This is a genomic window from Amycolatopsis sp. FU40 (assembly GCF_021903635.1).
Taxonomy (GTDB): Bacteria; Actinomycetota; Actinomycetes; order Mycobacteriales; family Pseudonocardiaceae; genus Amycolatopsis; species Amycolatopsis dendrobii.
Map to the genome: position 1 here is coordinate 6,832,073 of NZ_CP091381.1, position 12,262 is coordinate 6,844,334.

Annotated in this window: 10 protein-coding genes; 5 read left to right on the top strand and 5 right to left on the bottom strand. The window is 69.2% G+C overall.

Annotated elements, in window-relative coordinates; translation table 11 throughout:
- Positions 1 to 60: 60 nt before the first annotated feature.
- Complete coding sequence (locus L3Q65_RS32040; RefSeq protein ID WP_237597408.1) at positions 61 to 1,080, top strand: ABC transporter substrate-binding protein; 1,020 nt, start codon at positions 61 to 63, stop codon at positions 1,078 to 1,080.
- A 3-nt stretch (positions 1,081 to 1,083) separates the two neighbouring features.
- Here L3Q65_RS32040 and L3Q65_RS32045 read toward each other — a convergent pair whose 3' ends face one another.
- A complete protein-coding gene (locus L3Q65_RS32045) occupies positions 1,084 to 1,704 on the bottom strand; it encodes a hypothetical protein (protein WP_237597409.1) in 621 nt (206 codons plus the stop codon).
- Positions 1,705 to 1,782: 78 nt separating this feature from the next.
- Between L3Q65_RS32045 and L3Q65_RS32050 the strand changes: the two genes are divergently transcribed.
- On the top strand, positions 1,783 to 3,429 hold the full coding sequence (locus tag L3Q65_RS32050; protein WP_237597410.1) for a DNA repair helicase XPB: 1,647 nt from the start codon (positions 1,783 to 1,785) through the stop codon (positions 3,427 to 3,429).
- Position 3,430: 1 nt separating this feature from the next.
- Here L3Q65_RS32050 and L3Q65_RS32055 read toward each other — a convergent pair whose 3' ends face one another.
- Together L3Q65_RS32055 and L3Q65_RS32060 are read right to left on the bottom strand one after the other, a co-directional pair.
- The gene (locus tag L3Q65_RS32055; RefSeq protein WP_182896700.1) at positions 3,431 to 4,075 is read right to left on the bottom strand and encodes a response regulator transcription factor; all 645 of its coding nucleotides are present in this window, start codon (positions 4,073 to 4,075) and stop codon (positions 3,431 to 3,433) included.
- Positions 4,066 to 5,193: a histidine kinase gene (locus tag L3Q65_RS32060; protein ID WP_182896699.1), complete on the bottom strand. Its 1,128-nt coding sequence runs from the start codon at positions 5,191 to 5,193 to the stop codon at positions 4,066 to 4,068. Before L3Q65_RS32060 ends, L3Q65_RS32055 begins: the two co-directional genes overlap by 10 nt.
- Positions 5,194 to 5,330: 137 nt before the next feature.
- On the opposite strand from L3Q65_RS32060, the gene L3Q65_RS32065 reads away from it, so the two are divergent.
- Entirely contained in the window at positions 5,331 to 5,972 is a 642-nt protein-coding gene (locus L3Q65_RS32065; protein ID WP_182896698.1) for a DedA family protein, read from the top strand.
- 133 nt (positions 5,973 to 6,105) lie between these two features.
- Positions 6,106 to 6,867, top strand: a complete 762-nt coding sequence (locus tag L3Q65_RS32070; RefSeq protein WP_237597411.1) for a DUF4253 domain-containing protein — start codon at positions 6,106 to 6,108, stop codon at positions 6,865 to 6,867.
- Between the two features lie 246 nt (positions 6,868 to 7,113).
- Here L3Q65_RS32070 and L3Q65_RS32075 read toward each other — a convergent pair whose 3' ends face one another.
- Complete coding sequence (locus L3Q65_RS32075; protein ID WP_237597412.1) at positions 7,114 to 7,287, bottom strand: hypothetical protein; 174 nt, start codon at positions 7,285 to 7,287, stop codon at positions 7,114 to 7,116.
- 745 nt (positions 7,288 to 8,032) lie between these two features.
- Between L3Q65_RS32075 and L3Q65_RS32080 the strand changes: the two genes are divergently transcribed.
- On the top strand, positions 8,033 to 8,884 hold the full coding sequence (locus L3Q65_RS32080; RefSeq protein WP_182896471.1) for a DUF72 domain-containing protein: 852 nt from the start codon (positions 8,033 to 8,035) through the stop codon (positions 8,882 to 8,884).
- 545 nt (positions 8,885 to 9,429) lie between these two features.
- Here L3Q65_RS32080 and L3Q65_RS32085 read toward each other — a convergent pair.
- Positions 9,430 to 12,216, bottom strand: coding sequence for a BTAD domain-containing putative transcriptional regulator (locus L3Q65_RS32085; protein ID WP_237597413.1), 2,787 nt, complete (start codon positions 12,214 to 12,216; stop codon positions 9,430 to 9,432).
- Between the last annotated feature and the right edge of the window lie 46 nt (positions 12,217 to 12,262).

The following is a 12,262-nucleotide window of genomic DNA, read 5'->3' on the forward strand; positions in this document are numbered from 1 at the left end:
GTTCCCGGCGAAAAGATCGGGAAGCCACCCTGGCGGGGGCACAGCCCTGCGGGCGATCGTATGGGCAGCGGCCCATACGATCCAGCACGAGGCAGAGATTCTCCCGGCAGGGGATGGCGAGTGAAAGCGACCGGTCTGAGGTTTGCGCTGGTGGCGACGTTGTTCGCACTCAGCGGCTGCTCCGTGTTCGGATCCAGTGACGCCGGACAAGCTCAACCGCCGGAACGCGCGACGCTGCGGGTCGGCGTCGCGAGCCCCATCGACACCGCCCCGCTGCGGATCGCCGTCGCCGCGGGAAAGTTCCGCCAGGCCGGGCTGAATGTCCAACTGGTGGAACTCGGCGACAGCGACGGCGTGGAAAAACTGAAGTCCGGACAGGTCGATGTGACGTTCGGCAGCGACGTGTCGCTGTTCCGCGCCGCCGGGTCCGGCACCGCGCTGCAATTGCAGGGCGAGGCGTACACCTTCGGCCGCACGACTATCGCGCTCGTCACGCTGCCCGATTCCGACTACACCGAACCGACCGCGAAGAAGTCGCCGAAGATCGCGGTGGACTCCCCTGACGACATCGGCGCGCTCACCGCGCGGGCAGTCCTCGGCACGGCGGGCGTCGACAAATCGAAGATCGAATTCGTGCCCCGGCCGTTCGGGCAGATGCCCGCCGCGCTGCAGTCCGGCGACGCGGACGCGGCGCTGATGGTCGAGCCGTACATCACCCGCGCGGAGAAGGAACTCGGCGCGCGGGTCCTCGCCGACGGCTCGACCGGCGCGACCCTCGACTTCCCGGCGTCGGGCTACGCCGCGACCGGCCAGTTCGCCGCCGCCAACCCGCGCACGCTGACGGCGTTCCGGAACGTCCTCACCCAGGCCCAGCTAGCCGCGTCCGACTCGGCGAAGGTGCGCGACGCGCTGCCGTCGTTCTCCGCCATCGACCAGACCACCGCCGCGCTGATCTCGCTCGGCAGCTACCCGACCACGCTGTCGGCGACCCGGCTTCAGCGGGTGGCCGACCTCATGCACAGCTCCGGGCAGCTCGCCAACCGCCTCGACGTGGCGGCGATGCTCCCCAACGCCTTGTAGCCCTCAGATGCTCGCCCCGGTCGGCTGCAGGCAGATCGTGCGCACCGGCGGCCCGGCGTAGACCAGCGACAGGTCCTTCTCGCCGCAGCTCGACGCCGACTTCGTACCGTCGTGCACGACCGCGCGCGCCTCCGCATTGGGGTCGTCACAAGCGACCTTGCCGACCTTCGACTCGTCCGAAACGTCACGCACGCACTCGCCGGACACGACGTTCAACGCGAGGCACAGCGTCTGGGTCGGCCTGCTGGTGGTGCTGCGCGCCGACGAGTACAGCTCGAACGGCACATAGTCCTCGCCGCGGCAGGAAGACCGGCCTTTGGCGACGGTGTCGACGCGGTAGGTGGCGGCCTGGTCGGAGCAGTCCGCTCCGGTGTAGGTCTGCGTCTCCGAGCCCAGCGACGTGAGGTAGAGACAACTGCCCGCGACCGGCGGTCCGGCCGAGCGCGCGACCGCGGCGAACCCGAACGCGCCGAGCGTGCCGAGCCCGAGCGCCACGACGACGAGCGCGGCGAAGAGCGCCTTCTGCTTGCCCGACACCCGTTTCGGGCCGCCCGGCACCGGCTGCCGCGGAAGCGGCTGGTACGGGTTCGCGGCCGGCGGCACGCCGAACGGTGGTGTGGTCACTGGGTCCCCTCCCGCGGCTTCGTCCCGCCATCTTGGCATCCCCGGGCCGCGGGCCGGGAGGGAACGTATAAAGGAGAGGTGACTGATGGCCCCCTGATCGTCCAGTCCGACAAAACCGTGCTGCTCGAGGTCGACAATCCGCGTGCCGACGACGCGCGGATCGCGATCGCGCCGTTCGCCGAACTGGAACGAGCGCCCGAACACGTGCACACCTACCGGATCACGCCGCTCGCGTTGTGGAACGCGCGCGCGGCCGGGCACGACGCGGAACAGGTGGTGGACGCGCTCACCACGTATTCGCGCTTCCCGGTGCCGCAGCCGCTCTTGATCGACGTCGTCGACGTGATGGGCCGGTTCGGGCGGCTGCAGATCGCCAACCACCCGGCGCACGGCCTGGTCATGACCACGACCGACCGCGCGGTGCTGGAAGAGGTCTCGCGCAACAAGAAGATCAGCCCGATGCTGGGCTCGCGGATCGACGACGACACGGTGATCGTGCACCCGTCCGAACGCGGGCGGCTCAAGCAGGCGCTGCTGAAGGTCGGCTGGCCCGCCGAGGACCTCGCCGGGTACGTGGACGGCGAAGCGCACCCGATCGATCTCGCCGAGGACGACTGGCGCCTGCGCGACTACCAGCGGAAGGCGGCGGAAGCGTTCTGGGCGGGCGGTTCCGGCGTCGTCGTGCTGCCGTGCGGCGCGGGCAAGACGCTGGTCGGCGCGGCCGCGATGGCGCACGCCAAGGCGACCACGCTGATCCTGGTCACCAACACCGTCGCCGGGCGGCAGTGGAAGCGCGAACTGGTCGCGCGCACGTCGCTCACCGAGGACGAGATCGGCGAGTACTCCGGGGAGAAGAAGGAGATCCGGCCGGTCACGATCGCGACGTATCAGGTGGTCACGCGCAAGACCAAGGGCGAGTACCGGCATCTGGAGCTGTTCGATTCGCGCGACTGGGGCCTGGTCGTCTACGACGAGGTGCACCTGCTGCCCGCGCCGGTGTTCCGGATGACCGCGGACCTGCAGTCGCGGCGGCGGCTCGGCCTGACCGCCACGCTGGTGCGCGAGGACGGCCGCGAAGGCGACGTGTTCTCGCTGATCGGCCCGAAGCGGTACGACGTGCCGTGGCGCGACATCGAGGCGCAGGGCTGGATCGCGCCGGCGGAATGCACCGAAGTGCGCGTGACGCTGACAGAGAACGAGCGCCTGCAGTACGCCACCGCGGACTCCGACGAACGGTACAAGCTCGCCGCCACCGCGATGACGAAGATCCCGGTGATCCGGTCCATTGTGGACAAGCACGTCGGCGAGCCGACCCTGGTGATCGGCGCGTACCTCGACCAGCTGGAGATGCTGGGCGCGGAACTGGAGGCCCCGGTCATCCAGGGCGCGACGAAGAACAAGGAGCGCGAGGAACTGTTCGACAAGTTCCGCCGCGGCGAGCTGCGCACGCTGGTGGTGTCGAAGGTAGCGAACTTCTCGATCGACCTGCCGGAAGCGTCAGTGGCGATCCAGGTGTCGGGCACGTTCGGTTCGCGGCAGGAGGAAGCGCAACGCCTCGGCCGCCTGCTGCGTCCGAAGGGCGACGGACGGCAGGCGCACTTCTACTCGATCGTCTCGCGGGACACAGTGGACACGGAGTACGCCGCGCACCGGCAGCGGTTCCTGGCCGAACAGGGCTACGCGTACCACATCGTCGACGCGGAGGACCTGCGTCGACCGCTGTGAATCACGAACCGAGGTAACGGAGAACGGCCAGCACGCGGCGGCTGTAGCCCTTCGCCTGCGGCAGGTCGAGCTTGTCGAAGATCGCGTTCGCGTGCTTCTCCACGGCACTCTGCGAGATGTACAGCAGCGTGGCGATGCTCGCGTTCGTGTGGCCCTGCGCCATTTTCTCCAGCACGTCGCGCTCGCGCGGGGTCAGCCGCGCGAGCGCGTCCTCGTGCGAGGTGCGGGCGACGAGCCTGCGCACCACCTCCGGATCGAAGGCCGCGCCACCGGCCCCGACCCGGTCCAGCGCGTCGAGAAAGTCGCCGACCTGCGCGACGCGATCCTTGAGCAGATAGCCGATGCGGCCGCCGTCACCGCCGATCAGCTTGGCCGCGTAGCGTTTCTCGACATATTGCGACAACACGAGCACCCCCGTGTCCGGCCAGCGTTCGCGGATTTCCAGCGCCGCACGCAACCCTTCGTCGGTATGAGTCGGCGGCATGCGAACGTCGGTGACGACCACGTCGGGTTGGTGTTCCGCCGTCGCTTCGAGAAGCTTCTCGCCATCGCCGACCGCGGCGACCACTTCGTGGCCTTCCTCCGCCAGCAGCCGCACGAGACCTTCCCTGAGCAATGTCGCGTCCTCGGCCAGAATCACTCGCACGGCAGCGCCACCCGCACTGTGGTCGGCCCGTTTTCGGGGCTCTGTACGGAGAACTCGCCATCCATCGCCGCCACTCGCCTCGCCAGCCCAGACAATCCGCCACTCGCACCGACGCTCGCTCCACCACAGCCATCATCCGTGATCTCTGCTTCGAGCTTGGTCTTTCCCCGGCGGACGTCGATCGTGACCTTGTTGGCGTTGGCATGTTTGGCCGCATTCGTGACCGACTCGGACGCCACGAAGTAGACCACCGTCGCCAACTCCGGCGAGGGCTCGTCGATTGCGTAACGGAGGTCGACCGGGATCGTGGCGCGCTCGGCCAGAGACTCCAGCGCGGCCTCGAGACCGCTTTCGTCGAGCGCGATCGGGTACACGCGCCAGCTCACCTCTCGCAACTCGCGCAACGCTTCCTGCGACTCCTCGTGCGCCTGGCGGACCAGCTCAGCCGCCCGGTCGGCGTCATGCGTCCGACGCGCCCGACCGAGCAGTACGCCTAGCGCGACCAGCCTTTGCTGCACGCCGTCATGCAAATCCCGCTCGATCCGGCGACGCTCGCCGTTGACCGCCTCGACCACTTCACTCCGCGTGGTCGCCAGCTCGGACACCCTGCGCCGCAACAGTTCCTGACTGCTCGGCCCGAAAAACCGCCTCGCCAGCTTTCGGTCGAGTGCGGCTACGCCGATCAGGCCCTGTCCACAAAGGAATACCGCGATCGCGCCGAGAGCCAGCACCGGGAGCCAGTCGAGGAGAGTCCCGTCGCCCGCTCCGCCGGGAGCTCGTCCGGTGACCAGTTGGGCGAAGTAGAACACCCCAGCCGCTATACCCGCGCCGATGCACACCCAGACTCCCAGCGCGAGCAGCCCGGTCAGGCCGCGCGGGACGAGGTACTGCAGGGCGCGGCGGCCGTCGTAATCGTCGCCGTTGCCGGCGTCGAGGAAACGCTGCACGCGGGCACGTTCTATTTCGGCGAGCCTTCGTGCGCCGCGGAACACCCGCGGTCGTGCTGCGGGGATGGCTAGGAGGGGTGCGGCGAGCAACAGGTACGGCACCTCGATGAGCGCCGTCAGCGCGCCTAGGCCGACGCCCGCCGTCCGGCGCAGCACTCGCGGTCTGTTCACGTTGATCAGGCTAGCCAGCTCGGTGGGGGCGGAGTACTGCGGTTTTCCGCATTTCTCCGGGTGGCCGCCCGCAATGTGTTGCGCGCCTTGGCTTCCTACCTTCGACGACGTTGCCTTCCATCGCGAAAGGACCCCTCGTGAACCTCTTGCTCGCCACCCCCGCCGAACCCCTCACCGGACTGGCCGGATGGGCCGTCGGACTGATGGACTCGCTAGGCGGCATCGGCGCCGCGATCGTCGTCGGCCTGGACAACCTGTTCCCGCCGATCCCGAGCGAACTCGTCCTCCCGCTAGCCGGTTTCTCCGCGAGCCGCGGCACCTTCAGCCTGGTCGGCGCCCTCTTCTGGACGACCCTCGGCTCCCTCGCCGGCGCCGTGATCGTCTATTGGCTAGGCGCCTTGCTCGGCCGCGACCGATGCCGCGCACTGCTCAGCCGCCTGCCCCTGATGGACGCCGCCGACTTCGACCGCACCGAGGCGTGGTTCGCCCGCCACGGCGGCAAGGCGGTGTTCCTCGGCCGAATGGTGCCGATCTTCCGCAGCCTGATCTCCCTGCCGGCGGGCGTCGAGCGGATGCCGTTCGCCCGGTTCCTGCTGCTGACGACGGCAGGCAGCCTGCTGTGGAACACCGCCTTCGTCGTAGCCGGTTACCTGCTCGGGGAGAGCTGGTCGCTGGTGGACCGGTACGCGTCGGTCTTCCAGTACGTCGTACTCGCCGCGGTGGCCATCGCCATCGGCCTGTTCGTCGCGGTCCGGGTGCGCCGCGTCTCCCGGCACTGACTCTTTCCGCCCCTCGACCTGGGCTTTCCCTAGGTTCACTCGAACGGATGAGCGAGCGTTGCCCTGGAAATTGTCGGTGGTTCGAACTACTGTTCGATATGCAGGCACCGAACACCAGTTCGAGGGGAAGCTCATGACGATCGCACCGTTCCGCCCCGGCGTCGGGGCACCGCCGGTCCAGACCTTGCCGCCAGGGCGCTGGCACGGGCGGATCTGGGTGTCGGAGGAACCGCTCACGCGCCCGCAGCGGTACCTGAGCTGCGTCGCGGAGTTCGAGCGCTCGGGATTGTGGCCCGTGCTCATCCCGCCCGACCAGCGCTTCACCGCCCGCGGCGAAGACTGGCTGGACGACCGCGGCCGGCTAGCTCCCGCAGGCCACCGCGTCGCCAACGCCGACCCCGCCGAAGTACTGTCCCGCTGGTGGGACGGTTCCTGCTGCGACGGAGCCTGCCTGCGCCCGTTCGGCACCCGCTTCCCCGGATTGGCGAAACGCTCGCACCGCCGCTCGGATCCGCTGGCCGAAGCAGGCAACACCGGCTCGATCCTTGCCGCCCGAACCCCACACCGGCTGGGCCTGGTCCAAGCCGACCGTCCGGCTGACGTCCCGGCTCTCATCGGCTGGACGGGAATGATCAAGTCGACAGACCAGGTCGCGGAGCTGTCAGCAGTCCTGCGCAGCTGGGAAGACCGCTTCGGCGCGACCCTGGTGACGCTGGGCTTCGACTCGCTGGAGCTCTCGGTTTCCGCCCCACCCCGCACCCACGCCAGGGCGCTCACGGTGGCAGCCGAGCACCGGGCTTTCAGCCTCCCCACGTACCTCACGCAGCCAGGGAACTTGCGGGAGTACGCGACGTCCTTGGTGCAGTCACGCCGATGGAGGTTCTCGTGGGCCTGAGGAAGTGAGCGATGCGCGGACGGCCGGACAGGCCCGTCGCACGAGGGTGGCCCGCAGGAACCTCAGGTCCGGCGAGCCTGCCAGATGCGGGGATGCGCGGGAAGCAGGCAAGCTCAGCCCGTTCGGCGGGCCAGCAAGGCGGCACGGCTGGCCCGCCGAGCGAGGTGACCACCGCTCGCCGCGCTCCGGCCACCTCGCGCTGCTCCGGCATCGCCACTCGCCTCGGCATCACCGCCCGCTCCCGCATCACCGCACACTCCGGCGTCGCGCCCGCCTCAGCACCACCGCCCGCTCCCGCATCGCCACCCGCCTCAGCACCGCCACCCGCTCCCGCACCACCGCACACTCCGGCATCGCCAGCACCGCCACCCGCTGCCGCACCACCGCACACTCCGGCGTCGCCCCCCGCCTCAGCACCACCGCCCGCTCCCGCATCGCCACCCGCCTCGGCACCACCGCCCGCCTCAGCACTACCGCCCGCTCCCGCACCACCGCCCGCCTCAGCACCGCTGTCGCCATTGGTGCCACCCGTCTCTGTGCCACCGCCAACGACACCGGCACCACCGCACGCGTCGGTGTCAGTGTTGTTGGCGGTGGCAACAACGTCGGCTCTGGTGCCACCTCCCGCTCCGGTGCCGCAATCCCCTCTGCGCGACTGTCGGCGTTGGCGCCGCCGTGCTCCCTCGGTACGACCCTCGACTTCGCTGCCGCCGCACACTCCGGCACCGCTGCCCGCTTCGACACGCCCTCCCCATCGGCGGTGGTGCCACCGCCCACATCAGTGCCCCTGCGTGCTCCGGCACCTCTGCCCGTCCTCGGTGCCGCCGGCGGCATTGGTGCCACCGCCCGCTCCGCCGACCCAGGTCACTCCGCCACCACTGCTCGCGTCGGGACTCCGACTACTCCGACGCCGCCGTTCCCCTCGGTGCCGTCGTCGATATGGCTGCCACCGGCCGCGTCGGTCCCATTCCGTGTCCTCCCCTTCGCCTCTCACCGTCCCCTCCGCGCCCCGTCCCGACGAGCAGGCAACGGAGTCCGCGCCATGAGACCTGCGTCCTTCCGTCCAGGACAGCTGTCCCGATCCTTAGCCCGGCTGTCCCAAAAACAGCCGCGCGGACGCGTTTACCGCAACCGTCCCGGAGGGAATCCTCGGCGGCGAAAGGCGGTGAGCGAGATCGGCCAGATCCGAGTGGGCACGTCCGGCTGGCGTTACCCGCCGTGGCGTGGCGCGTTCTATCCGCCCGGCCTGCCGCAGCGGCGCGAACTCGAGTACCTCTCCCGCCAGATGAATGCCGTCGAAATCAACGGGTCCTTCTACTCGCTGCAACGCCCGGAGCGATACCTCGGCTGGCACGCCGAAACTCCCGCCGGATTCCTGTTCGCGGTCAAGGGCGGCCGGTTCATCACGCACCTCAAACAGCTCCGCGACGTCGAAACCGCGCTTGCCAACTTCTACGCGTCCGGCGTCCTCGCACTCGCCGACAAGCTGGGGCCGTTTCTCTGGCAGCTCCCGCCGCGCCTGGTCTTCGACCCCGATCGAGTCTCGACGTTCCTGGGCCAACTCCCCCGCACCACCGGCGAGGCAGCCAAGCTCGCGAAGAAGCACGACGACAAACTCAAGTCCTCGCCGTTCCTGAAGCCGGGACCCGACCGGCCAGTGCGGCACGCGCTCGAAGTGCGCCACCCGAGCTTCACCACGCCCGAAGCGCTGGAGTTGCTCAAGAAACACCGGGTAGCGCTGGTGACCTCCGACGCCGCCGCGCCGTGGCCGTATCAGGAGGACCAGACCACTGACTTCAGTTACGTCCGGTTGCACGGTTCGGAAGAGCTCTACACCAGCGATTACTCCGATTCAGCCCTGCGCGCCTGGGCCGCGAAGATCACCGAATGGCACGACGGCGGCCGCCGCGACGTGCATGTCTACTTCGACAACGACAGCAAAGTCGCGGCCCCGCGCAACGCTGTCACGCTCACCCGGCTGCTCGGCCTCCCCGCCGAAACCGACCCGGCACAGTGAGCGGACAGTGAGCGCACTTCGGTTGGGTGGTGATACGGGCCGCCGGTGGTCTACGTGCTGCCGCTGGGGGTCGGCACGCGGACCACCGCGCCCGGCTGCCCTCAGGCGACCAGCCGCGAGCGTTCCGCCGAACGGCCGGATCGGCCACGCGCCAGCCAACCGCGCCTCGCCCGGAGTGGTCCAACCAATCTCGTGCCGCACGCAGGACAACCGGACCTCGTCCGTTGCAAGCCAACCGACTGCGCTCGCATCCGGCCCCATCAGAGCACTACACGTCGAACCGTGCGGCCCCGCACCCCCACGCCACGGCAACCAGCCAACCCCACCCGATCACGCCGCGGGGCGATGCGGCCGAACTGGCCCTCGCACCGATCCCCATCGCGGACACGCCTGGTCCGAACCGGGATGGTCCAGCCGCGTCAGCAACCGAACCACGCGCAACCAGCCATCCATCGCGGCATCGCGGCATCGCGGCATCGCGGCATCGCGGCATCGCGGCATCGCGGCATCGCGGCATCGCGGCATCGCGGCATCGCGGCGAAAAGCTACCCCCGCACCAACCCAGCCAACTGCGCCCGCACCCGGTCCGCGTCCGGGTGGTCCAATCGGGTCAGCAACCGGACCGCGCGGAGCCAGCAGTCCCGGGCCGCGGCGGTGCGGCCGTAGCGCAGGTGTGCGGCGCCCAGTTCCGACAGCACGTCCGCGGCCTCATACTCCTCGTCCATCGCGAAGAACATGTCGACTGCCTCGGACAGGCACTCGATTCCTTCCACATGCCGTCCCAAGCCGAGCAGGGCGCGGGCCCTCGCGGCCAACGAAAAACGGCCCTGCGGCAAATCGTCCGGCGGGACCAGGGCCAGTGCCTCGTCCGCGAGCGACAGGGCCTGCGGGTAGTCGCCCATCATCGCGCACAGGTCGCCGAGAGCGCGCAACACGTTCGCCTCCACCGAGGTGAATCCCAGTTCCCGCGTGATCTCCAGTGACCGCAGGCCGTGCCGGTAAGCCTCCGGGAAATCCTCGACGCCCTGCGCGGTCATCGCGAGGTTGTAGCGCGCCCGCGCCTCACCCGGCAGCGAGCCCAGTTCCAGTTGCACGGCTAGAGCTTGCTCCAGATATTCGCGCGCCAGCACGTAATTCCGGGCTACTCCTTCGATCACCCCGAGTCCATTGAGGATCGCCGCTTCGCCGTGTCGCTCGCCGGAATTGCGTGCCGCTCGCAGGCCGATCTCGAAGACGTACCGCCATTCGTCGACGCGGGCGCGGCCGGCGAAGTAGGTGAACAGCGACCACGCCAAACGCCAGCATTGCGCGTATCGCCCGATCCGGAAAGACCATTGGATCACCGAGAGCAGGTTCCCGTGTTCCTCGATGAACCACGCCAGCGCTCGATGGTAGTCGGAAAACTCGAGCTCTCCGGCAGGCGGGATCGGGCCGATCTCGTCCATCAGCTGGTGCGGGCGCATCGCCAAACCCGCGTTCCTCGCCGACGCGATGCACCAGTCGAGCAGGCGCGCGCTGGCCGCGGTGCGCTCGGCGGCGTCGTCTTCCTGCTCCGACAGCTCAGTCGCGTAGGCGCGAATCAGGTCGTGGAACTGGTACCGGCCCGGTTTCGGCTGGGTGAGCAAGTGCGTCGAAACGAGCGTGTCGAGAGCGCTACGAGTCTCCTTTTCGGACCGTCCGTTGAGCGCGACTGCCATGCCCAGCGATAAATCAGGACCGACCGACAGCGCCAGCAACCGCAGCAACCGCGCCGCTGCTGGGCACAAAACCCGGTAGGAATAGGAGAAAACTGTGCGGATATTGGTTTCGTCACCGTCGCCGAGGTCGAAGGTGCTCAACCGGCCGGCGTCCGAGGGAAGTGCTGCCACGAACTCGTCCAGCGGCAGTCGCGGGAACTGCGCGGCGCGTACCGCGAGGATTCGGATCGCCAGCGGGAGTCCGCCGCAGTACTGCACGAACTTGCCAGCCGCGATGGGGTCCTCGTGCACTCGTTCGACGCCGATGGCTGACGCCAGCAGTTCCACCGCCTCTTCACTGTCCAGTTCGGACAAAGCGATTCGCCGGGCGCCATGCGTCGCGACGAGTCCGCGCAGCTGCCAGCGGCTCGTCACCACGACCAGACACCCAGGCCCTGGCAACAGATAACGCACTTGTTCGGTGCTATTTGCGTTGTCCAGCACGATAAGCAGCCGCCGACCGGTGGTGTACGTGCGCCAGGTAGCCGCGCGTTCGTCCAAACCGGACGGGATGCGGTCGGCGGGCACGCCCAGCGCGAGGAGCATTGTCTCCAGCGCGGCGATCGGCGACACCGGTGCGCCTGGACCGTAGCCACGGAGGTCCAGGAATACTTGCCCGCCGGTGAAACGGTCGGCGATCTGGTGTGCGAAGTGGACGGACAGGGTCGTTTTTCCTTGTCCGCCCATGCCTTCCACCGAGGCGATCGGCGTGGAGGTGCCGTCGTCGAGAGCCTCCGGCAGTAATGCGCGCAAGGCTTTCAGGTCCGCGGCTCGACCGGCGAAGGCACCCAGATCGGCCGGAAGCTGGTGCGGTATATGGGGTTCCAGCGGAGTCCGGAAGCGCGCGCCTTCGTCGCCGCCCAATACGAGCCGGTGTGCGCGCTGCAGTCCGGCACCAGGGTCCAATCCCAGTTCCTCGGCGAGCAGTCCGCTGATCCGCCGGTGCACCTCCAGCGCCTCGGCCTGCCGTCCGGAGCGGAGCAGCGCGTACATCAGCTGCTCGTGCGGTCGTTCCCGCAGCGGATGTTCACGCGTCAGCCGCTCCAGTTCGGGCACGACAGTGTCGTACTCGCCGACCGTCAGCAGCGTCTCGGCCCACTGCTCGCGGACCCGCGTGCGCTCCTCGGCGAGCTGCCCGACCTCGTCCCGGTGCAGCGCGTCCGACTCCACGTTCTGCAGCGCCGAACCGCGCCATTGCCCGAGCGCGTCCTCGAAATAGCCCGCCGCCCGGCGGTGTTCGCCTCGTTCCGCCGCGCTGCGGCCCCGTGCCGCGAACTGGCGGAATCGACCCAGGTCCACCGCGTTCTCGTCGACTTCCAACCGATAGCCGCCGCGTTCGGTTCGGATCGCCGCGCCGTCGCCGAGCGCCCGGCGCAGCCGCAGCACATACGTCTGCAGCGCACCCTTGGACCGGCGCTGGTCGTCGCCCCACAGCCAGTGGCCGAGCACGTCGACCGAAACGAGCCGGTTGGCCCGCAGCAGCAGTCCGGCGAGCACGATCAGCGGGCGGCTGCCGCCCAGCGGCACCACCTGGTCCCCGGCCAGCACCTCGGCCGGGCCGAGCACCCGGAAGTCGAGGCCGTCCACACGTTCCATTGTGGCGTTCAGACGGCCTCCGCGGCACCTCGGTTCCCGTCGCCGC

Coding starts and splice junctions, on each gene's coding strand:
- L3Q65_RS32040 (WP_237597408.1), top strand. CDS start 61: ATGGGCAGCGGCCCATACGATCCAGCACGAGGCAGAGATTCTCCCGGC.
- L3Q65_RS32070 (WP_237597411.1), top strand. CDS start 6,106: ATGACGATCGCACCGTTCCGCCCCGGCGTCGGGGCACCGCCGGTCCAG.
- L3Q65_RS32085 (WP_237597413.1), bottom strand. CDS start 12,216: ATGGAACGTGTGGACGGCCTCGACTTCCGGGTGCTCGGCCCGGCCGAG.